Consider the following 20719-nt stretch of genomic DNA (forward strand, 5'->3'; position numbering starts at 1 on the left):
GTTTTATTCCCGGCCCGGCGTTCAGATCGGACCGGCAGCCCGCTAAAGCGGGCGGCACCTTGCTTTTTCGCTTAGCCGTACAGGCTAATGCGGTCCGATACGGCTGTCAACGAAGGCCGAGCAGATCCTGCATGTCATACCGGCCCGGCGGCTGCCCGGTAACCCACTTGGCGGCGCGGACGGCGCCGCTGGCGAAGGTCATGCGGCTCGACGCCTTGTGGCCGATCTCCACGCGCTCTCCCGCCCCGGCGAATAAGACCGTGTGCTCGCCCACGATATCCCCGGCGCGGATGGTTTCGAAGCCGATGGTCTTCTGATCCCGCACGCCCGTGCGCCCTTGCCGGCCATAGATGGCATCCTCGGCCAGATCCCGGCCCAGGGCATCGGCCACCACCTCCCCCATGCGCAGGGCGGTGCCGGAAGGTGCGTCCACCTTGTTGCGGTGGTGGGCCTCGATGACCTCCACGTCGTAATCATCCCCCAGCGCCCGGGCCACCATGTCCAGCACCTTGAAGGTGAGGTTGACACCGATACTCATATTGGGCGCCACCAGCACCGGCACCCGCTCCGCGGCGGCGTTCAGCCGGCCCTGCTGCGCCTCGTCGAAGCCGGTGGTCCCCACCACCAGCGGGACCCCGGCGCCGGCGCACTGTTCCGCGTAGACGGCGGTGGCCTCGGGCAGGGTGAAGTCGATAACGGCGTCGCCCCCCGGGAGGACGCCCGCCAGGTCATCGCCCACCGCCACGCCCAGCGGCCCGGTTCCCGCCAGCTCCCCGGCGTCCCGGCCCACCGCCTCGCCGCCGGGGCGATCCACGGCGCCGGCGAGCTCGGCCTGTCCGTCCCCGTCCACCGCCTGCAGCAGCGTGCGGCCCATCCGGCCCGTGGCGCCGGTAATCACGATTCTGGTCATGCCCTACCCTTTCAGGTTCCGAAGCGCGCGCCTCGATCAGGACGCCAGGCGGTCGAGGAAGTCGCGCACCTTATCCCACCAGGACTTGCTGTGCGGATGGGAGCCGTTCTGCTTCCCGGCCTCCTCCTCCAGCTCCCGCAGCAGCTCCTTCTGGCGGTTGTTGAGGTTCACGGGGGTCTCCACCTTCACGGTGCAGAGCAGATCCCCGGGCCGGGAGGAACGGACCCCCTGGATACCCTTGCCGCGCAGTCGGAAGGTCTTGCCGGACTGGGTGCCCCCGGGCACCTTCATCTTGGCCTCGCCCTCCAGAGTGGGGACGGTGACCTGATCGCCGAGCGCGGCCTGGGTGATACTGATGGGCACCTCGCAGCGCAGGTCGTCACCTTCCCGTTCGAAGATGGGGTGCGGCTTGATGCGCACTTCCACGAACAGGTCGCCGCGCGGGCCGCCGTTCTCGCCCGGCTCGCCCTCGCCGGAAAGGCGGATGCGATCGCCGCTGTCCACCCCGGCCGGGATGTTCACCTCCAGGCTCTTCTCCTGGCGCTGGAAGCCGGTGCCGCGGCAATCCGTGCAGGGCTGTTCGATCTTGACCCCCTCGCCGCCGCAATCCGGGCACGGCTGGGTGACCGAGAAGAAGCCCTGCTGCATTCGCACCTGCCCCATGCCGCCGCAGGTGGAGCACTTGCTCTTGGAGGTTCCCGGCTTGGCGCCGGAGCCCTCGCAGGTATCGCATTTGACCTTGCTCGGCACCTTGATGGTGACCTCGGTGCCCCGGGCCGCCTCCTCCAGGGACAGATCCAGGGAATAGCGCAGGTCCGCGCCCCGGTAGGCCCGCTGCCGACCCCGGCCGCCGCCACCGAATATATCGCCGAAAATGTCGCCGAATATATCGCCGAAACCGCCGAACCCTTCGGCGCCGCCCCCGCCTCCGGCCGCGGCGCCTTCCACGCCGGCGTGGCCGAAGCGGTCATAGGCAGCCCGCTTCTGCGAGTCCGACAGGACCTCGTAGGCCTCCTTGGCCTCCTTGAATTTCTCCTCGGCATCCTCGTCATCCGGATTGCGGTCCGGATGGTATTTCATGGCCAGACGCCGATAGGCCTTCTTGAGGTCTTCATCGGAGGCGTCCTGGCTGACTCCGAGGATCTCGTAATAATCCCGCTGAGCCATGAAAGCCCTTTCCCGTTAATTCGGTTCCGTCTAATGGCAATCAGGCGCGGGGAGCCCCCACGCCTGATTCCGGACGCTTGCGTGATGATACCTTACTGGTTCTTGTTCTTGTCGTCGCCTTCCGTGAACTCGGCATCGATCACATCGTCATCGGAGCTATCGGAGCTGGCCTGCTCGCCGCCGGATTCGGCGGTCTGCTCGGCACCGGCCTGCTGATAGGCCTGCTCGGCGAGCTTGTGCGAGGCCTGGGCCAGCTTCTCCATGGCCTGATCGATGGCCTCCTTGTCCTCACCCTCCAGGGTCTGCTCCAGCTCGGAGATGGCCGACTCGATGTTCTGCTTGTCCTCGTCGCTCACCTTGTCGCCATAGTCTTCCAGGGACTTGCGGGTGGAGTGGATGAGGCTGTCGGCCTGGTTGCGGCTCTCCACCAGCTCACGCTGCTTCTTGTCCTCGTCGGCGTGCTCCTCGGCATCCCGCACCATCTGCTCCACCTCCTCCTCGGAGAGCCCGGAGCCGGCGCGGATTTGGATGGACTGCTCCTTGCCAGTGCCCTTGTCCTTGGCGGAGACATTGAGGATGCCGTTGGCGTCGAGGTCGAAGGTGACCTCGATCTGCGGCACGCCGCGCGGGGCCGGCGGGATGTCGCTGAGATCGAAGCGGCCCAGGGATTTGTTGCCGCTCGCCATATCGCGTTCGCCCTGCAGGACGTGGATGGTCACCGCGTTCTGGTTGTCCTCGGCGGTGGAGAACACCTGCGAGGCGCTGGTGGGGATGGTGGTGTTCTTCTCGATGAGCTTGGTCATCACCCCGCCCAGGGTTTCGATGCCGAGGGACAGCGGCGTCACGTCCATGAGCAGAACGTCCTTGACGTCGCCGGCCAGCACGCCGCCCTGAATGGCCGCACCGATAGCCACCACCTCGTCGGGGTTGACGTCCTTGCGCGGCTCCTTGCCGAAGAATTCCTGCACCTGCTGCTGCACCTGCGGCATGCGGGTCTGGCCGCCCACCAGGATCACATCGTCCACCTCCTTGGCGGAGACCCCGGCATCGTTCAGCGCGGTCTTGCAGGGCTCGATGCTGCGCTGCACCAGGTCTTCCACCAGAGACTCGAACTTGGCCCGGGTGACCTTGATCTCCAGGTGCTTGGGCCCGTTCTGATCGGCGGTAATGAAGGGCAGGCTCACCGTGGTCTGCTGGCTGGAGGACAGCTCGATCTTGGCCTTCTCGGCGGCGTCCTTGAGCCGCTGCAGGGCCAGGCGGTCCTTGCGCAGGTCGATGCCCTCGTCGCCCTTGAACTCGTCGGCCAGGTGGTCCACCAGGCGCAGGTCGAAGTCCTCGCCGCCCAGGAAGGTGTCGCCACTGGTAGCCATCACCTCGAAGGAGGCCTCGCCTTCCACGTCGGCGATGTCGATGATGGAGATGTCGAAGGTGCCGCCGCCGAGGTCATAGACCGCCACCTTGCGGTCCTTCTGCTGGCCGCTCTCCTTCTTGTCCAGGCCGTAGGCCAGGGAGGCCGCCGTGGGCTCGTTGATGATGCGCTTCACCTCGAGCCCGGCAATGCGGCCGGCGTCCTTGGTGGCCTGACGCTGGGAGTCGTTGAAGTAGGCGGGCACGGTCACCACCGCCTCGGTAACTTCCTCACCCAGGTAGTCCTCGGCGGTCTGCTTCATCTTCTGCAGCACCATGGCCGAGATCTCCGGCGGCGCGTACTTCTTGTCGTCCACCTGCACCCAGGCGTCGCCGTTGTCGGCCTCGACGATCTGGAAGGGCACCTGCTCGATGTCCTTCTTGGTGGTCGGATCGTCGAAGCGGCGGCCGATGAGCCGCTTGATGGCGTACAGGGTCCGCTCCGGATTGGTGACGGCCTGCCGCTTGGCGGCCTGCCCGACGAGACGCTCGCCGTCCTCGGTGAAGGCCACCATGGACGGCGTGGTGCGGTCGCCCTCGCTGTTCTCGATTACCCGGGTGCGCTCGCCTTCCATGACGGCGACGCAGGAGTTGGTGGTCCCCAGGTCAATGCCAATAATCTTACCCATGGCCTAATCCCCTTGGCTTGAATTCGGTAATACGGATTCGGTTTCGTGGATCGCGTGTCGATGCCGGGCCGCTTATTCGGAGTCCTGTTCCGCGTCGTCCTTCTGGGCGCTGTCCGGTCGGACGGAGACCTCCACCATGGCCGGCCGCACCAGGCGGCCGTTCAGCAGGTAGCCCTTCTGCATCACGGAGACCACCTGGTTGGGGTCACCCTCGGTCTCCACGGTGCTCATGGCCTGGTGGTAGTTGGGGTCGAAGGATTCCTCGACGGGATTGACCTCCTCGATGCCGTGCTTGGAAAGCACCTCATTGAACATATCGAGGGTCATACTGACGCCCTTGTGGAGCTTCTGCGCGCTGTCGGCTCCCTCCACTTCGACCTGGAGGGCCATCTCCAGGCTGTCCTTTACCGGAATCAGCTCCTTAAGGAAGCCCTCCAGGGCGAACTTGCGGGCCTGCTCGGCATCCTTCTCCGCCCGCCGCCGCGCATTCTCTCCCTCGGCCCGGGCACGCAGGACCTGATCCCAGTAGTCGGAAGCGGTGGATTCCAGCTCCTCCACCTTGCCTTCGAGCTCCTGGACGCGGGCCTTCAGCGTTTCCGGGTCGTCGGACGTCTCCTGGGTCTGCTGCTCCGTCTCCTGCTCGGGGACGTGCTCTTCACCCTCATTCTTTTGGCTGGAGTCAGTCATGGCTCCCTCGTTGATCTAAGCACCGGTTAGGTTCAACCCCGAACCGCCATCCGGCGGGTTCCTGGATTAATTGGGGGCCCGGCTCCCGGGTTTCAACCGGGAAGGAAGAATTTTTTCACGAAAAAACCGATCCCGGCGGGATCGGTTCGATGAAATCGGGCAGCGGGAACCGGGTATCAGGCGGTATCCCTGGCTCCCGGTGGACTGTTCAGGGACAGCACGGAGGAAAGCTGGCGGGCGGTGCAGTCCACGAACGGAATGGTGGCCGCGTAGTTCATGCGCGCGGGGCCAATCACCGCCACGGTGCCCAGCCCGTCGTCCTCGGTGCTGTAGCTGGCAGTGACCACGCTGCAGTCTTCCAGGGCCTCGTGCCCTACCTCATCGCCGATCATGAGCTGCACCCCGGAGCTCTCCTCCCCCCGGCCGTCCTCGGGGGCCGCCTCCAGCACGCGGGTGAGCTCCTCGGGCGCCTCCAGCACCTCGAACAGCTCACGCAGCCGTCCGCCCTGGGTGAATTCGGGATAGTCGAGGAGATTGCCCTGCCCTTCGATGAACAGTTCCTCCTCCTCGTCGTAATCCAGGGCCGACCAGCCGATCTCCGCGGCGAGCGCCTCCAGGGTACCCGGCTCGCCGCGTGCTTCCCCGGCCAGGGTCCGTTTCACTTCGGTCAGGGGTCGTCCCTGGAAGCGCTCGTTCAGGTAGTTGGCCGCCCGCTCCAGCTCGGATTCCGAAGGGGCCCTACCCAGCTCGACGATGCGGTTCTGCACGATCCCGGTGGTGGTAACCAGGATCGCCAGGATGCGGATCCGGGAAAGGGTGAGGAACTGGATCTGGCGAAACCGACCCTGTCCCAGGCGCGGCACCAGGACCAGGCCCACGTAGTGGGTGCGCCCGGAGATAAGCCGACCCACGGCGTGGTACAGCTGGTAGATATCGGAGGCCTGCTGGTAGAGATTATCCCGGATCTGGGCCTGCTCCTCGGAGGCCAGGGGCCGCATCTCCAGCATGATGCCGACGAACAGCCGGTAGCCCCGGCTGGTGGGGACCCGGCCGGCGCTCGTATGCGGGGACTGCACCAGCCCCCGCTCCTCCAGGTCCGCTACCGTATTCCGCACCGTGGCGGCGCTGACATCCAGCCCGCATTCCCGGGCAAGGACCCGGGAGCCCACCGGGGCGCCGGTCTCGATGTACAGGCGAACCAGGGCTTTCAATACCTGTTTGGATCGGGCGTCCAGCTCGGAGTGCAAACGCGCCTACCTCTATCTGCCTTTGGTCCCCTGTCCGGCCAGCGGAAGCTAGCAGGCGGACCGGAGGGTGTCAATTCTCGGCCTGCGGGGACGATGCCGAGCGTTATACCCCATTTTTTGCTTCCGCAACAGGGCGTTCAAGAAGCATGCCGGCTTGGCGGCTGCCCGCCCCCGTGCTAGGTTGATCCCTTCGCGCGGGAATGGTTCCCCGCGAGCCCCTTCCCTACAGAGACAGCGAATCCCTACGGTGCAGGCGGTAAACTTCCAGACGGTCGCCCTGATCGGCAAGTACGGCGACCCCAATGTAAAGGAATCCGTGGCCCACTTGGTGGAGATGCTCACCGCCGAGGGCGTCACTGTGCTGGTAGAGCACGCCACCGCCGGCTCCCTGCCCACGAAGGCCCGCTACGAGGCCTCCAGCCTGGCGGCCATTGGCAACCGCGCGGATCTGGCCATCGTCGTGGGCGGCGACGGCACCCTCATCGGCGCGGGCCGCAACCTCTGCGAGTACGAGATACCGCTGGTGGGCGTGAACCTGGGGCGGCTGGGCTTCCTCACCGAAACCAGCCTGACCAACATCGAGGGCAGCCTGGAAGATCTGCTGGCCGGCGCCTACCAGGTGGAGGAGCGCATGATGCTCCGGGTCCGGGTTCAGCGCCAGGCCGGGGACCTGGCCGTGGAGCGGGCCTTCAACGACGTGGTCATCCATCGCGGCAACATCGCCCGGATGGTGGAGATGGAGACCTACGTCGACGGCCTGTTTGTCTTCTCCCAGCGCTCCGACGGCCTCATCGTCGCCAGTCCCACGGGCTCCACCGCCTATGCCCTCTCCGCCGGCGGACCCATCGTGCACCCTTCCATGCGCGCCTTCACCCTGGTGCCGGTGTGTCCGCACACGCTGACCAACCGGCCCCTGATCGTTCCCGGCCACAGCCATATCGAGGTGGTCCTTGCCAACAACCCGGGCGAGGTCCAGCTCACCATGGACGGCCAGACGAACTTCGCCCTGCAGGACGGCGACCGCATCCACATCCAGCGGGACGAGCACAACGTGCATCTGCTCTCCGATCCCCGGCGCAGCTATTTCGACGTACTGCGGGAGAAGTTCAGCTGGGGCGAGCGGAATTGACGGCCGCCGGAGCGGACCGACCCGTGCGGATGCGCCGCGGCTTGCCCCGCTCCGGGCCCCTGCGATCTACTGAAGGGCCGGAATCGCGACCCCCGCGCTCCGGGGCCGCCGGACTTCCCCATTAACCGGGCAGGCTGACATGCTCCAACACCTTTCCATCCGCAACCTCGCCGTGATGGCGGCCTGCGACATTGAGCTCGGCCCCGGATTCGCCGTTCTGACCGGCGAGACCGGCGCCGGCAAATCCATCCTCGTGGACGCGCTCGGCTTGGTGCTCGGCGACCGCGCGGACCTCGATCAGGTGCGCAGCGGCGCCGATCAGGCGGAGATCAGCGCCACTTTCGAGCTTCCACCGGACAGCCCGGCGCGAGCCATCCTGCGCGATCAGGCCCTTGAGGGCGAAGAGGGCGAGTGCGTGATCCGCCGGGTGCTGTCCCGGGAGGGCCGCTCCAAGGCCTTCATCAATGGCCGCCCGACGCCCGTTCAGACCCTCAAGGACCTGGGCGAGTGGCTGGTGGACATCCACGGCCAGGGCGAGCATCACACCCTGCTCCATACCGCCACCCAGCGCGACCTCCTGGATGCCTTCGCGGGATCCGCGGAGCAGGCCGGTTGGGTGGCCGAAGCCTGGCGGAACTGGCGCTCGGCACGGGAGCGACTGGAGGAGCTGGAGCGGAGCCAGGGGGAGCGCGAGGAGCGTCGGGAACTGCTGCGCTTCCAGGTGAGCGAGCTGGAGGAGCTGGACCTGCGGTCCGGGGAAACGGAGGAGCTGGAAACGGAGCGGAACCGGCTGGGCTCCGCACACCGCCTCATGGAGGGCGCCCAGGGACTGATCCAGCTCCTCTACGAGGAGGAGGGCTCCGTCTCCGACCGCCTCGGGCACGCCCAGACGGAACTGGAAAACCTGTCGGAGACCGATCCCGAGCTGGCGGAGGCCCGTGACCTAGTGGCCAACTCCACGGCCCAGGCGGAGGAGGCCGCGGAGGCCGTGCGCCACTACCTGAATCGCCTGGAAGCGGATCCCGAGCGACTGGCAGCGGTTCAGGAACGCCTGGACACCGTCTACCAGCTGGCCCGCAAGCACCACGTGGAGCCCGAGGAGCTGGTGGGGCTCGCCGAGCGGCTGCGCGGCGAGCTCGACGAGCTGGAGGAGCTCGGCCCCAGGCTGGAGGCCGCCCGGAAGGAGGTGGAGCGCACACGCGGCATCTATGCGGACGCCGCCGCCGAGCTGACGCGCATGCGCGGCGCGGGCGCCGAGAAGCTCGCCGAGCGGGTCACCGAGGAGATACAGGTTCTGGGCATGCCGGACGCCGCCCTGGTGGTTGCGGTGGAGACCGCCGACGATCCCGCGGAGGGTGGAGCACACGGCATGGACCGGGTGGAGTACCGGGTGCGGACCAATCCGGGCGAGCCGCCGCGCTCCCTGGCCAAGATCGCCTCGGGCGGCGAGCTATCGCGCCTGTCCCTGGGCATTCAGGTGGTGCTGGCCCGGCACACGGAGGTGCCTACCCTGATCTTCGACGAGGTGGACGTGGGCGTCTCGGGGGCGGTGGCGGAAATGGTGGGCCGCAAGCTGCGGGCGGTGGGCGAGCGCAGCCAAGTCCTGGCGGTTACCCACCTGCCCCAGGTGGCGGCGCAGGGCCACCACCACTTGCGGATTTTCAAGGAAACGGACGCCGAGGGCGCCTACACCCGGGTGGAGCCTCTGGCCCACGAGGACCGGGTGGAAGAGATCGCCCGCATCCTGGGCAGCCGCAACATCACAGACTCGACCCGAGCCAACGCCCGGGAGATGCTGGCCGAGGCGGAGGCGGCCGACTAGACCGCCTATTCCTTGTCCTGCTGCTCCCGGATGCAGTCCGCGCAGAGCCCATAGAGCTCCATGCGGTGGTCCGTGAGCCGGAAGCCATGCTCCTTGGCCACCTCTTGCTGAAGGCGCTCGATCTCGTCTTTGACGAACTCCTCGACGCGGCCGCAGCGGACGCAGACCATGTGGTCGTGGTGCTTGTTCTCGTCCAGCTCGAAGAACGCGCGCTCACCGTCGAAGTGGTGGCGCTTCACCAGCCCCGCCTGCTCGAACTGGGTCAGTACCCGGTAGACGGTGGCCAGGCCCACCTCCTCCCCCGCGTCCAGCAGGCTGCGATAGACCCCCTCGGCGGTGAGGTGCCGCTCCTCGGCATCCTCGAGCAACTGTAATATCATCAAACGCGGCCGGGTCGCTTTGAGCCCGACCTGCTTCAGTTCCTTGGTTTCCCGGCTCATGCACGGGCCTCCTTCACGGGAAACGATCCCACAGGGAACGGGAATCGGATTAAATCATTATTTTACACCCGGAGGACCGATGAAACGAAAGCGGCATTCCATGCGTCCTCCAGTACCATCCAGGGAGCGCACCATGTGCAAGTCCGGCCCCACCCGCCGCCTGCTTCCCGCCGGTCTAGCGGTCCTACTCGGCCTGGGTGGCTGCGCGGCCATGGACATCGAGCAGGGAAGCTATCTGACTCGCGGCCAGGTGGCAAAGATGGAGCAGGGCATGAGCCGCTCGGAGGTGCGCCGGGCCCTGGGCGAGCCGCTTCTCCAGGACCCCTTCCATCCGCGGCGCTGGGACTACGTCTTCATGCGGATCTCCGAGGACGGCGAGCGGACCTATCGCCGGTTGTCGGTCTTCTTCGACGGCCAGGGCCGGGTGGCACGCACGGAGAAGGCGGGCTCCGACTTCCCCGAAGGCTATGTGCCCTCCTCCGGGGCATCCTGACCGGCCTTAGTCCCTTCCGCCTCGCCGCCGGATTCCTCCTCCGCCTGCTTGCGCTTGCGGGTCCGGGCCTTCTTGGGATCCGCCTGAAGGGGGCGATAGACCTCCACGCGGTCGCCCTCCCGCAGCTCCTGATCGTTCTTCACCGGCTTGCCGAAGATCCCGAGCTTCTTCCCCTCAAGCTCCAGGTGGGGGAACTTCTCCAGGATGCCCGACATCCGCACCGCCTGCTCGGCGGTGACCCCCTCGGGGGCCTCGAACTCCACCCACTCCTGGTGGTCCGGCTCCGCATAGGCCACGCTCACCTGCATTGTCCGCCCCCTCCTTTATCGGGACCGGCCGTAAACCGATTCCGCCCGCTTCCGGAAGTCGGCCACCAGGGTATCCACCGCCCGGTGGAAGACCGGGCCCACCATCATGGACAGCATGCGGTTGACGAACTCGAACTGGATGGACATATGCACCCGAGTGCCGCGGCCCTCCAGCGGCTCGAAGGTCCAGACTCCCTCCAGGAAACGGAACGGCCCCTCCAGCAGGCGCATCTCCACCAGCTTGGGCCGCTGAAAGGCGTTACGGGTGGAAAAGGACTTACGGAGCCCCTTGTACTCCAGGGTCAGCTCGGCGGTGAGGTTGTCCTCCTCCCGGGTAAGGACCCGGCCCTTGCTGCACCAGGACAGGAATTCCGGATAGGACTCGATATCCATGACCAGGTCGTACATCTGATCGGGGGAGTAGGGAACGACCTCGCTGCGTTCCATGGACGGCATAGACGGACAGTGCCTCCGGTTTCGGTTCTTTTCTCGGGTGTCGCCATCCCGGGGACCTCAATCGGCTCCGGGCCGGTCCTCCTGGCGCCAGGAATGGAGGTCGATGATCACCGCCACCGCCAGGGTAGCCAGGAGCCACCCCAGCCCGATACCCACCACCGCCCACGGGGAATAGCCGCCATAGGGGGCGAGGAACTCCTGGGCCAGGGCCCGATCCAGCAGACCCAGAAGGGCCACGGGAATGATGATCTTGAGGCTGTAATCCAGCCAGGAGCGCTGCAGCCAGACGCCGGCGATGGAAAGCAGCACGAACAGCCTTCCCAGGAAGGTGCCGAGGCCGTCTTCCGCCTGGTGCAGACCGAACCAGGTAAAGGCCAGGGCGCCGGTCATGAGCAGCCGCATGAAGGTGCCGTAGTGGCTGCTGAAGCGGAAGCTGCCCGCGCCCTCGATATGGGAGCCGAGCCGCTCACCACCGAACACCCAGCCCACGATAAGTGCCTCGAGCAGGCCTACCAGCACCAGACCGTAGCTCGTCATGAAGTGGTCGACGATGTCCAGCCAGCTGATGCCGGCGCCGGTGGTGAATACGATTCCCATCAGGAAGCCCACGGTGCACACGGTACCCACCACCTTGGTGCGGTTGACCTCGTACTTATCCGAGAGCGCGGACACGAAGGCCTGGATGATGGAGATGGAGGAGGAAAGGCCAGCGATGGCCAGGGCGGTGAAGAACAGGACGCCGAATACGGTGGGCAGGAAGGGAAGCTCGCTTATCACCTGCGGGTAGGCCACGAAGGCCAGGCCGATGCCACTGGTTACCACCTGGTCGACGCCCTGGCCCTGCGCCTGGGCCATGAAGCCCAGGGTGGCGAACACCGCCACGCCGGCGAAGATGGCGAAGCCGCTGTCCGCGAAGGCGGTGATCAGGGCGTTGCGTGTGATGTTGGACCGCTCCGGAAGATAGGAGGCATAGGCGATCATGATCCCGAAGCCCAGGGACAGGGTGAAGAAGATCTGGGTGATGGCCTCCACCCATACCCGCCAGTCGGCCAGCTTGCTCCAATCCGGCGCCAGGTACCAGGCGAGGCCCTGCCCCGCCCCGGGCAGGAACAGAGACCAGATCACGAGCACGATCATGAGCAGAAACAGCATGGGGATGAACACCCGGATAACCGGCTCCACCCCGCCGCGCAGGCCGCGGCCCACGATGATGCCGTTGAGCGCCCAGACGACAGCCAGCGACACCAGGATGGTGAAACGGGGCGCCGTCAGCTCGAAGGGCTTGCGCAGGCCGTCCTCGGTGCTCGCACCCAGAAACTCCCCGAAGAAGAAGGCGTTGGCGCCGCCGTCCATGCCGGCCCAAGGCTGGTAGAGGGCGAAGAAAATGAAGTTCAGGCACCAGGCGATCACCACGCAGTAGTACACCAGGATGCCGAACATGGTGAAGCCCACGGCCCACCAGCCCACCCACTGGAAGCGCCGGTCGATGCGGAACAGCGACACCGGGGCCGAGGCCTTCATGTAGTGACCGATACCGAACTCCAGCATCAGCAGCGGGATGCCGACGATGAACAGGGCCAGTATGTAGGGCACCAGAAAGGCGCCGCCGCCGTTCTCATAGGTGACGTAGGAGAAGCGCCAGATATTCCCGAGCCCCACCGCCGAGCCGATGGCCGCCATAATGAAGCCCGCGGTGGATTGCCACTGCTCCCGTTGCTCGCTCATGGCCGCGAAATCCCCTTTCGCCGAGAGCGGCCCCGCCCGTGGGGCCGAGGGTGGGCTGAATCGCCGATAACCGGCGGCGCGAAAAGCGCCACCAGCCTACCAGACTTGTCCAGCCCGTGCCCTCGGCGGAATTGAGGCGCTTACCGCTTCCGGGTAGCATAGATCGCTTACGCCCAGGCCAGTATTCCGGGAAAAGGAGCCCATGGGAGCACCACCGCGCCAGATCGCCCAGAACAAGAAGGCCCGCTTCGACTTCCACATCGAAGAGGAATTCGAGGCCGGCATCGAGCTGCAGGGCTGGGAGGTGAAGGCCCTGCGGGCCGGGCGGGCGAACATCAAGGAAAGCCACGTCATCATCCACCACGGCGAGGCCTTCCTGGTGGGCGCGCGCATCTCACCACTGCCCGAGGCCTCCACCCACGTGAGCCCCGACCCCACGCGGACCCGGCGGCTGCTCCTGCACGCCCGCCAGCTCCGGACCCTGATCGGCCAGACCCAGCAGAAGGGATTTGCCATCGTGGCCCTGGACATGCACTGGACCCGCGGCCTGGCCAAGGTGCAGATCGCCCTGGCCAAGGGCAAGAAAAAGCAGGACAAGCGTGCCGACATCAAGGAGCGCGACTGGCAGCGCCAGAAGCAACGGCTACTGAAGGAAAAGAACCAGTAGGCGCGGGGCCAACCGCCAAGTACACCCAGGAAGGCGAACAATAATGGCTGTAGCCTCTCCTGGCGAGCACCCGAACAGCTGCACCGTCCATTTCGGCTCTGCGATCCGACCGGCCCGGAAGCCACCGATATTTTTCTCTTTATTCCTGCCTTCGTCGTCTTGGCGTGCTTGGCGTCCCTGACGGTTCAACCTTCTGTTCCCGACCGTGGAACTTCCCCACAAGCCCACAGTCCTAGTAGGTGAATTTGGCCGAGGGATGGCCCCCGCGGGGCCGATCTGATAGGCTGGTCAACAGCTTGCGAAGGGGGCGATTCTGGATTCGACGTGAACCCGCAAGCTATTGGTGCATGCCGAGGTAGCTGGGTAACCTCGTAAATCCTCCCAGCGGGCAAAGATACCTGCCGACAACGAAGAGTTCGCCGTAGCCGCATAGCCGGCTGCCCCGCTTCCCGAGCTGCCCGTGGCAAGGGATCAAGCGGGTCGACCTTCACGGGACCGCGGCAGCGCCCCGCCCGGGGCCACCTGCCGTTAAATCCAATCCGGGCTAACCGGTCACATCCCCGTCACCCGGGACCGTGATCGGTGAAACCAAAGGGTGACTAAGCATGTAGATCCAATAGTGGACGGTTCGCGGACGCGGGTTCGAGTCCCGCCGCCTCCACCAACATCCGGTCCGGCGAAATCCGAGACCTCCTGGAAGCCCGCCAAATGGCGGGCTTTTTTTTATTCCCAATCCCTCCGCAATACCTCACCGCACGCACAACCGTCCGGCCGGAAGTCGAAACTACTTATCCGGCCGGGGAGCCGACGCCACGGGCTTCAGAACCTCCTCCAGCTTCGGCACGAGAAAACCGGCCGCCCGGCGGAAGGCCCGGTCATTATCGCCCCGGAAGGAAAACAGGCGGTCGAGCAGCAGTTTCTCAGTCCGCAAATCGAGGACGTATACCTTCCCCCACTGGACAAGCGTGCTCATCTTGTGAACCCCGCCGTACACGAGGATCCGACCACCGGCCTGCTCTGCCGCCCGGATCAGATCCGCCGGGGCCATACTCCCGGCGGAGCAGCGCGCGGCTCCGCATTGCAGTGGAGCAGCCGCGTATTCCTCCCCGGCCGATAGCTGTTCCCGGAGGATCCGCACGAAGGTGCGCATCCGCGCGGCGTGCTCCGCGCTCTGGTCCCGTACCTCTCCCGAGGTGTCCTTATAGTCGAAATCGGCGATCACCACCGGAACCGGGCTCTCGGCGCTGGCCGGAGCGGGGACCGTCAGATACGCCATTGCCATCAGGAGCACTACGCTACGAAAGACTCGCCGGCCATGCCGCATGGCTCTCCTCCCGAATCCCATCCCGCGCCCGATGCGCGGGCAGTCATGGGCCCTTTCTCCGGGAGGTTATACCTTGCCGGGCGCAACCGCTTCTCTTTTCGCGCCAAGGGTGCACGGGGGAGGAGCCTCTCCTTTTTCCGAACACCCTGCGCCGCCGGAAACTCGAGCCTTCTGCCACAGGACTTTTCCCCTACCGGCCCGACCCCTGCGCGGCCTTCGCCGCCTTGCGTAATGCGCTGGTCAACCGTCCGCCAAGGGCCTCACGATAGGTTTCCAGTCCCGCGGCCACCTGCTCCCGAAGCCAGTCCTCGAACAGGGGATGAGGCACGAAGCCCTTGCCGAGCTCGAGCTCGAGGCCCTTCAGGAATTCCTCCGCGTGACCGGTACCGGTAGTGCGCGCGGGAACAACGATGGCCCGCCCGCCGTCCGCCGCGGCCTGGCGCACCAGCTCCCGCACGCGCCCCACCGCGGCCTGCCGCTTTTCCGACCAATCCTCCCGCCACGTGGCCACACGGATATGGCGGAAGGCATCCCCGCCGTGCGCCCGCATGCGCTCGGCAAGCCGCTCCAGGGTCTCCAGCCAGGCCTTGTTGGCCTTGTCCTGGCCCACCCCGTGGGCCACCAGGATCACGGACTCCCGCTCGGGATCCGAGGAGTGCGCTTGGGCACGGTCGAGGAGGGCCCGGGCGAACAAGGGATGGGCACCCAGGCCGCCCACCGTGAGTGCCTGGGCGGTGGTGCGAATACGCTTCGGGGGCGGCCCCGAGCTGCCGCCGTGGCCGACCATGCCGCCAGCGGCTGCAACCCCGCCGGTGCCCTCGATGTCGCGGCCGAGCATGCGCCGGATGGTGTCCCGGAACGAGGTCTCGCGTCCGAACACCCGGACCAGCAGGATCAGGCGGGCCCCCTTCGCCTCCAGACGCTCCACGGCGGGCTCGATGGTGCGCTGGTCGGCCATGGAGAAGGCGAAATCCAGCCGATAATCCTCGGCCAGCCCAGCCGCCGCCCGTCGCATGCGCTCGTTCCAGTGGTAGTCGGCGCCGTGGGCGTGGAACAGCACGCCGATGTCGTCGGCGGCGAGCGGCAGGTGCCGGTTGGCCTCGCGCAAGGCCCAGGTAGCCACCGCGTCGTGGGGCAGGAGCCCGGAGAGGACTCGGCCCTTGTCGCCCATGCGCCGTTGCCAGGAAGCGGTGACGTTCATGCGGCTGTCGTACTTGGGCCCGAGGTGGAATGGCGCCAGAACCTTGGGCTCGGGGCCCTGGCGCAGCCCCCTGACGGTGGCCCCGGCGCAGCGGGTGTCGCCGGCCTTGCCGTGGGCGGGCCACACCTCGGCCGTCACGGAGGCGAAGCCGAAGCCCCTGGCCGCCTGTCGCGCCAGTCGGGCCAAACCCTCGCGCATGGCCCCGCAGCTGGCCTTGTCCCCGGCTCCGTAGCCAGCCACCACCAAGTGCTTGTCCGCGGGGGAGCGGACGTTCCGGAGCCGATCGGCCAGCACTTCCACGGCCAGATAGCTGCGGCCGAAGACTCGGCCCCGGTCGACCGTGTCCGCCTTCAGGCCAGCCATGACCACTTCCAGGGTATCGAAGGCCGGGCTGCCCTCGGACAGGAACAACGGCAGCACCGTCACCGCCGACACCTGCTTTCGCAGGTCCTCGACGTCCGAGGCGAGCATGTCGCCGGTGCGGTCGTCGGTAACGAACAGGAGACGGGCAGGGTGGCGCTCCGACAGCTTGTCGAAGACCCGGCGTGCCTGCTCGTTGCCCAGAAAGCCCCGGTCGGGCACGGCCAGCACGAAGCCGTGAGCGGCCTCGCCGGCCAGGGTCGTTGACGAAAAGCCCGGGGCCACTAAGAGGGCCAGGACCCAAATGGCTCGAATCATCATGGTCCTCCTTCTGCAATACCGTCTCGCCGTTCGGACCGGGCCCGGGATCAAAAGCGATCGGGAAGGGTGGCGCGTGCCCCGATCAACAGGGACACGACGGTGGGTATGGTCAGCGCCGCCCAGGAGAGGACATCGCCGAATCCGTCGGAGAGCAGGGCGGCCACCAAGCCGATCCCGGAGAGCAGGGCCAGCGCCAGCGGAGCGCCCCAGACACGGCCTCTGGGTCCGGCCCGGGTCATGGCGTCCGCCCCCGGGATTCAGGGCCATTCCCGGGTCGCGGGCCGGCTTCAACGGACCGGCCGCCGTTGCGCCGCAGCCAGAGGTAGAGGCCGGTAACCAGGACACCGATGGCAAGCAGGTCCAGAAGCCCCCACAGGATCTTCAAGGGCAAGCCGCCGTAATCGCCGAAATGCAGCGGCTGCGATAGCAACAGGGCGCTTACGTACCAGGGGAGCCCGCGCGTGGCGACAACCTCGCCGGTATCGGCATCGATCATCACCGGGGTCAGCAGCTGTGCGGTCAGCGGCGTGGTGCCCTGCATGTAAGCCATGAAGTGGCCATCGCCGGTGAAACCGTTGCCCGGGAAGGCCATGAAGCTCAGCGCTTTGTCCGGCTGGGCCCGGCGGGCGGCCGTCACCGCCTCGGCCGGAGATCGCTCGGCCACAGTGTCGTCCCCCGTCGCCCCGGCGGTCATCTCGGCAAGCTGAGTGGATTGCCACTGGCTGAAGATGGGCACCGACAGGGTATTGACTACTCCTGTAAAGCCCACCACAAGCACCCAGACCAGGGTGGCCATGCCCACCAGGTTGTGGGCGTCCAGCCAGCGCAGGCGCCTTGTTTGCCGGCGCACCCGGCCGAAGCCCGCCCGCCCCAGATAGGGGGCGTACAGCACGGCGCCGGACACCAGGGAGGCCACCAACAGCAGCCCCATCGCTCCCAGGAACAACGTCCCCCACAGCCCCGCGAACATGTCCACGTGCAGGCGGAGGATGACATTCATGACCCCCTGCCCCACCGGGTAGGCGTTCAGCAGCTCGCCGGTGCGGGCGTCGTAGGTCAGGAACGACGAGGCCTCGGTCGCCTCCACGGTCTCGCCCAGGCGCACGAACCACAGATCCGGATGTTCCGGCTCGCGCACTAGGAACTGGACAACCTCGTCCGGCCGGCGCTCCCGTGCGTCGGCCAGGATGGCATCAACTTCCGCCCGCTGCCCCGAGGCCTCGACCGCCGGGGCGCTCACGCGGTAGCCCAACGCCCGGTCGATCTCCTCGTGGAAGATCAGCGGCAGCCCGGTCACGAACAGCAGCAGCATGAATACGGTGCAGATCAGGCTGGTCCACTTGTGCACCCGGTACCAGCCCTTCAGGCGCCTTCCGTTCACGATTTCCCTCCTGGGCGGACCCAATGCAAACGGCCCGGGGCATGGCACCCCGGGCCTGTGGCGCGACCCTAGAGCGGGTTAGTAGGTGACACTATAGGAGGCGCTCAGGGTCCGGCCGCGGCCGGCGAACACATAGCCAGCCAGGTTGTAGGCCTGACCCAGCGGCGTGATGTACTGCTCGTCGAGCAGATTATTGATACCCACCTCTAGGCTGCCCGGGCCCACCTCGACGCGACCACTAGCGTCAACCAAGGTGTAACCGTCGACCTTGCCCTTGGCGAACGCATCGCTAGCAGGCAGAGCAGCTGAGTCGAAACGATCGCGGTCGAACACCTGCTTGGCCTGCAGGCGTGCGGACCAGCGCTCGGTTGGGGCATACTCGCCGTACAGGGTCAGTTCCGGCGGCGCGATCCGGGTACCATCCAGGTACTCGTCGGTATCGCCGTCGCTGTCGGTGTCCACGCGCCCTTCCTGCCAAGAGGCGGTGCCGCCCAGCCGCAGGGCGCGGGTGGCGTCCACGTCGGCGGTCAGCTCCACGCCGTAGATCTGCTCCTTGCGCCGGAGCAACGGGAAGTTGGGCGGGCCGCCGAAGGTGGCGCCCTGATCGGAGACGCTGTAGTAAGCGCTGGCGCTTGCCCGCCAGGCGTTGAAGCGCCCCCGCCAGCCGATCTCGTAGTTGTCCACCACTTTGGCTTCTGACTCGAAATCCTCCGCCTCGATGTCGTTACCCGCCGGGATTTCATTGTCGATATCCGCACTTTTTGTGCGAAGCTGGCGACCGATGTCGGCTACCGAGAAGCCCTGGCTGAAGCTGGCGAACAACTCCTGCCGGTTGGTCAGGTAGTGCACCAGGCCCGCGTTGAAAACGGTCTCGCTATAGCTGAGCTTTCCTCCCAACACGGTATGGGAATCCTGCCAGCCTTCATCCTGGAAGGTGGGCACATCGATCTGCACGCGCTCGTGGCGAACCCCGCCCCGCACTAACCAGTCCTGGCCCAGATTGGCCTGCAGCTGCAGGAAGGGCGCGTAATTCACCTGGTCGAGCTCACCCACGCTGGTGCGGCCGTCCACGAAGCTCTGGGAGGAGGTCTCTGTGCCAACATCGATGCCGTAGACGGCGTTGGCGCTCTGACCGATGGACCGGTCGTGGGCCAGCCGCACGCCGGTGTGCTGGGTCTCCAGATAGGTCTGCCCGGCCCCGGTGGTGTAATAAGGGTAGTAGCCAAAATCAGTACGGTAGTCCTGATGGTAGACCTGGGTGGACAGGGTACCGCCGAGCAGGTCCTGCCAAGTGTGGTCCAGGCTGATATTGAGGTTCTCGGTGCCGGGATCGATACCTTCCGGCTCCTCGTCGAGGGCCTGGGTGGCCTCATCGGTATCGGGATTGCCTCTGCCTGGATCCGTCTCACCAGGGCGGCGGTGTTCGGCATCCTGGGCATGGTCGTAGTAGTTGATCGCCAGCCGCAGGCGCTGGTCGGGAGTCAGCTGGTAGCCCAGCTTGGTCTGCAGGTTGTACTCGCGGGACTCGGCGAGTCCACCGCCCTGGGAGCCGAAGTTGGGCGGGATGAGGTCTCCCTCACCGTCGTACCAGCTACCGGTGTCCCTAACACTCAGGTTGACGCTATAGTCGAAAGCGCCCGTGTCGCCGCGGAAGGCCTGGTAGAGCCGGCCGCCGAAGCTGTCGCTGTCCTCCATCTGGCCAGTGACGCCGACCGTGGTCTGCATTTCGGTGCCGTCAAGGCCCTGGCCACTTTTGGTAATGAAGTTGATGATGCCGCCGGTGGAGCCCGCGCCGTAGGTGGCCACGGCCCCGCGAATGACCTCGATGCGCTCGATGGCCCCCGGCGAAACGCTGCGAAGGTGCTTGAAGGCCTGGCGCAGCACGGCGTTCTGGGGCACGCCGTCGATCATCACCAGGAAGCTGCGGCCGCGCATCTGCTGGCCGTAGTTGGTCAGGCTCTCGGAAGACTGGCCCAGACCAGGCACCAGGTTGGACAGAATCTCGCCCAGGTCCTGCGTGGTACGGGTCTGCTTTTCGATCTCCTCTCGGTCGATCACGGTCACCGAGCCGGGTATATCGGCGATAGAGCGTCCCTGACTGGTGCGCGTGGTGGTCACCGTGATGGATTCCAGATCTTCGCTATCCGCCAGGGCCTGTCCCGGCGCGACCGCGAGGCCGGACAGCGCGAGGAGGAGCAAGGGGTTCCGGACGGACGGCCGCCGGCCCATGGATTGGAGGCGGACAGCAGCCGTATTGCGGCGCCTGCGTGGGGGAGCCATGCACTTCCTCCCGGGTTGGTTCAAAAAGGTTTTATATTGAACAATAATCCTAATGAAAATCGTTTTTATTTACAAAAAAGACTCAGCCCGCTCCTGAAGGACATCCCCGACTCCATAAGGACTGGATGGCCTGAACCGACCCGGGCATGGTCCGGCCGGAATCTTGGAAGCGTTTACGGGGTTGGAGCTGACGGGAGGTACATGCGCGGAGGATCTGTGCCCGGGATACTTCTCTTTTTGCCTTTTCCGGACAAATCGAGTCCATGATGCAAGGGATCAGCGTCTGGATTTTGCAAGGTCCTCGACCACCTCTCCCACATAAATACTTCATACTTTTTAAAGATTTTCTGCTTTCCGAAGCTCATAATAAATACCCCCCCCTTAAAAATAAAACAGATATTATCTGACCCCCCGAAAAAAACAAAAATTTAAAAAGAAAAAACAAGTACCAACAAAACATACACTAAAAAGCAAAGCCCTCCTCATATCCGTAAATATCTTTCGCATCAAGAGCCCCGGAATGGCCCTATCCGAATTCCGCATTCTCCTCATGCTTTCGGAAAGCGACACCATCCCCGATATAAGAGCCAAGGACTGCGGATCACGGCAAGAGGGCTGGAGGTGCTCGATGAACGGAACGCCGAAGCGGAGGCTGAACGGGATTCCAGCTGACACCCGGATATCCCCCGCTTTCCGGACCCGGCAGGGGCCCGCTTTACAATGCCCGCCTACCTTTTATCGGACCGCGCTAGCGCACAAAAACGC

At 65.8% G+C, this 20719-nt stretch carries 18 protein-coding genes and 1 other RNA gene; 5 read left to right on the forward strand and 14 right to left on the reverse strand.

The window, feature by feature from the left end; translation table 11 throughout:
- Positions 1-106: 106 nt before the first annotated feature.
- From dapB to hrcA, 5 genes are all read right to left on the reverse strand, one after another.
- A complete protein-coding gene (dapB, locus tag ACERLL_RS12625; protein WP_373656452.1) occupies positions 107-910 on the reverse strand; it encodes a 4-hydroxy-tetrahydrodipicolinate reductase in 804 nt (267 codons plus the stop codon).
- Between the two features lie 36 nt (positions 911-946).
- Positions 947-2077 carry a molecular chaperone DnaJ gene (dnaJ, locus tag ACERLL_RS12630; protein ID WP_373656453.1) on the reverse strand — a complete coding sequence of 377 codons (1131 nt, stop codon included), beginning with the start codon at positions 2075-2077 and terminating at the stop codon, positions 947-949.
- 92 nt (positions 2078-2169) lie between these two features.
- A complete protein-coding gene (dnaK, locus tag ACERLL_RS12635; protein WP_373656454.1) occupies positions 2170-4113 on the reverse strand; it encodes a molecular chaperone DnaK in 1944 nt (647 codons plus the stop codon).
- Between the two features lie 72 nt (positions 4114-4185).
- Complete coding sequence (gene grpE, locus ACERLL_RS12640) at positions 4186-4800, reverse strand: nucleotide exchange factor GrpE (RefSeq protein WP_373656455.1); 615 nt, start codon at positions 4798-4800, stop codon at positions 4186-4188.
- A 176-nt stretch (positions 4801-4976) separates the two neighbouring features.
- Positions 4977-6047, reverse strand: coding sequence for a heat-inducible transcriptional repressor HrcA (hrcA, locus tag ACERLL_RS12645; protein WP_373656456.1), 1071 nt, complete (start codon positions 6045-6047; stop codon positions 4977-4979).
- A gap of 247 nt (positions 6048-6294) precedes the next feature.
- Here hrcA and ACERLL_RS12650 point away from each other — a divergent pair, with 247 nt between their 5' ends.
- Together ACERLL_RS12650 and recN are read left to right on the forward strand one after the other, a co-directional pair.
- Entirely contained in the window at positions 6295-7176 is an 882-nt protein-coding gene (locus ACERLL_RS12650; protein ID WP_373656457.1) for an NAD(+) kinase, read from the forward strand.
- Between the two features lie 139 nt (positions 7177-7315).
- On the forward strand, positions 7316-8998 hold the full coding sequence (recN, locus tag ACERLL_RS12655; RefSeq protein ID WP_373656458.1) for a DNA repair protein RecN: 1683 nt from the start codon (positions 7316-7318) through the stop codon (positions 8996-8998).
- Positions 8999-9003: 5 nt separating this feature from the next.
- On the opposite strand, the gene fur is transcribed toward recN, so the two are convergent.
- Positions 9004-9438, reverse strand: a complete 435-nt coding sequence (gene fur / locus ACERLL_RS12660; protein ID WP_373656459.1) for a ferric iron uptake transcriptional regulator — start codon at positions 9436-9438, stop codon at positions 9004-9006.
- A 133-nt stretch (positions 9439-9571) separates the two neighbouring features.
- On the opposite strand from fur, the gene ACERLL_RS12665 reads away from it, so the two are divergent.
- Positions 9572-9931, forward strand: coding sequence for an outer membrane protein assembly factor BamE (locus tag ACERLL_RS12665; protein ID WP_373656460.1), 360 nt, complete (start codon positions 9572-9574; stop codon positions 9929-9931).
- Here ACERLL_RS12665 and ACERLL_RS12670 read toward each other — a convergent pair.
- Genes ACERLL_RS12670 through ACERLL_RS12680 form a run of 3 tightly spaced genes read right to left on the reverse strand, consistent with a single transcriptional unit; the run spans position 9904 to position 12420 of the window.
- Positions 9904-10239 carry an RnfH family protein gene (locus ACERLL_RS12670; RefSeq protein ID WP_373656461.1) on the reverse strand — a complete coding sequence of 112 codons (336 nt, stop codon included), beginning with the start codon at positions 10237-10239 and terminating at the stop codon, positions 9904-9906. The two genes, ACERLL_RS12665 and ACERLL_RS12670, sit on opposite strands and share 28 nt — an antisense overlap.
- A gap of 15 nt (positions 10240-10254) precedes the next feature.
- The gene (locus tag ACERLL_RS12675; protein WP_373656462.1) at positions 10255-10695 is read right to left on the reverse strand and encodes a type II toxin-antitoxin system RatA family toxin; all 441 of its coding nucleotides are present in this window, start codon (positions 10693-10695) and stop codon (positions 10255-10257) included.
- A gap of 57 nt (positions 10696-10752) precedes the next feature.
- The gene (locus ACERLL_RS12680; RefSeq protein WP_373656463.1) at positions 10753-12420 is read right to left on the reverse strand and encodes a sodium-dependent transporter; all 1668 of its coding nucleotides are present in this window, start codon (positions 12418-12420) and stop codon (positions 10753-10755) included.
- A 202-nt stretch (positions 12421-12622) separates the two neighbouring features.
- Here ACERLL_RS12680 and smpB point away from each other — a divergent pair, with 202 nt between their 5' ends.
- Positions 12623-13087: an SsrA-binding protein SmpB gene (gene smpB, locus ACERLL_RS12685; protein ID WP_373656464.1), complete on the forward strand. Its 465-nt coding sequence runs from the start codon at positions 12623-12625 to the stop codon at positions 13085-13087.
- A 303-nt stretch (positions 13088-13390) separates the two neighbouring features.
- Positions 13391-13751, forward strand: a transfer-messenger RNA (tmRNA) gene (gene ssrA, locus ACERLL_RS12690).
- Positions 13752-13871: 120 nt separating this feature from the next.
- On the opposite strand, the gene ACERLL_RS12695 is transcribed toward ssrA, so the two are convergent.
- The 5 genes from ACERLL_RS12695 to ACERLL_RS12715 form a co-directional block, all read right to left on the reverse strand.
- Positions 13872-14411: a DUF2380 domain-containing protein gene (locus ACERLL_RS12695; RefSeq protein ID WP_373656465.1), complete on the reverse strand. Its 540-nt coding sequence runs from the start codon at positions 14409-14411 to the stop codon at positions 13872-13874.
- Positions 14412-14601: 190 nt separating this feature from the next.
- Positions 14602-16290: a sirohydrochlorin chelatase family protein gene (locus ACERLL_RS12700; RefSeq protein WP_373656466.1), complete on the reverse strand. Its 1689-nt coding sequence runs from the start codon at positions 16288-16290 to the stop codon at positions 14602-14604.
- Between the two features lie 50 nt (positions 16291-16340).
- Positions 16341-16532 (reverse strand): hypothetical protein, encoded by a 192-nt coding sequence (locus tag ACERLL_RS12705; RefSeq protein ID WP_373656467.1) that lies wholly within the window; start codon positions 16530-16532, stop codon positions 16341-16343.
- Entirely contained in the window at positions 16529-17674 is a 1146-nt protein-coding gene (locus ACERLL_RS12710) for a PepSY-associated TM helix domain-containing protein (RefSeq protein WP_373656468.1), read from the reverse strand. The genes ACERLL_RS12705 and ACERLL_RS12710 overlap by 4 nt, the downstream gene beginning before the upstream one ends.
- 78 nt (positions 17675-17752) lie before the next feature.
- On the reverse strand, positions 17753-19873 hold the full coding sequence (locus ACERLL_RS12715) for a TonB-dependent receptor (protein WP_373656469.1): 2121 nt from the start codon (positions 19871-19873) through the stop codon (positions 17753-17755).
- Positions 19874-20719 lie beyond the last annotated feature (846 nt).

The organism is Thiohalorhabdus sp. Cl-TMA, assembly GCF_041821045.1.
Taxonomy (GTDB): domain Bacteria; phylum Pseudomonadota; class Gammaproteobacteria; order Thiohalorhabdales; family Thiohalorhabdaceae; genus Thiohalorhabdus; species Thiohalorhabdus methylotropha.

Excerpts from the sequence above, each read along its gene's own strand:
- ACERLL_RS12665 (WP_373656460.1), top strand. The coding sequence starts at position 9,572 with ATGTGCAAGTCCGGCCCCACCCGCCGCCTGCTTCCCGCCGGTCTAGCG.
- ACERLL_RS12705 (WP_373656467.1), bottom strand. The coding sequence starts at position 16,532 with ATGACCCGGGCCGGACCCAGAGGCCGTGTCTGGGGCGCTCCGCTGGCG.
- smpB (WP_373656464.1), top strand. The coding sequence starts at position 12,623 with ATGGGAGCACCACCGCGCCAGATCGCCCAGAACAAGAAGGCCCGCTTC.
- recN (WP_373656458.1), top strand. The coding sequence starts at position 7,316 with ATGCTCCAACACCTTTCCATCCGCAACCTCGCCGTGATGGCGGCCTGC.
- dnaK (WP_373656454.1), bottom strand. The coding sequence starts at position 4,113 with ATGGGTAAGATTATTGGCATTGACCTGGGGACCACCAACTCCTGCGTC.
- ACERLL_RS12670 (WP_373656461.1), bottom strand. The coding sequence starts at position 10,239 with ATGCAGGTGAGCGTGGCCTATGCGGAGCCGGACCACCAGGAGTGGGTG.
- ACERLL_RS12680 (WP_373656463.1), bottom strand. The coding sequence starts at position 12,420 with ATGAGCGAGCAACGGGAGCAGTGGCAATCCACCGCGGGCTTCATTATG.
- fur (WP_373656459.1), bottom strand. The coding sequence starts at position 9,438 with ATGAGCCGGGAAACCAAGGAACTGAAGCAGGTCGGGCTCAAAGCGACC.
- ACERLL_RS12700 (WP_373656466.1), bottom strand. The coding sequence starts at position 16,290 with ATGATTCGAGCCATTTGGGTCCTGGCCCTCTTAGTGGCCCCGGGCTTT.
- dnaJ (WP_373656453.1), bottom strand. The coding sequence starts at position 2,077 with ATGGCTCAGCGGGATTATTACGAGATCCTCGGAGTCAGCCAGGACGCC.
- grpE (WP_373656455.1), bottom strand. The coding sequence starts at position 4,800 with ATGACTGACTCCAGCCAAAAGAATGAGGGTGAAGAGCACGTCCCCGAG.
- ACERLL_RS12695 (WP_373656465.1), bottom strand. The coding sequence starts at position 14,411 with ATGCGGCATGGCCGGCGAGTCTTTCGTAGCGTAGTGCTCCTGATGGCA.
- dapB (WP_373656452.1), bottom strand. The coding sequence starts at position 910 with ATGACCAGAATCGTGATTACCGGCGCCACGGGCCGGATGGGCCGCACG.
- ACERLL_RS12675 (WP_373656462.1), bottom strand. The coding sequence starts at position 10,695 with ATGCCGTCCATGGAACGCAGCGAGGTCGTTCCCTACTCCCCCGATCAG.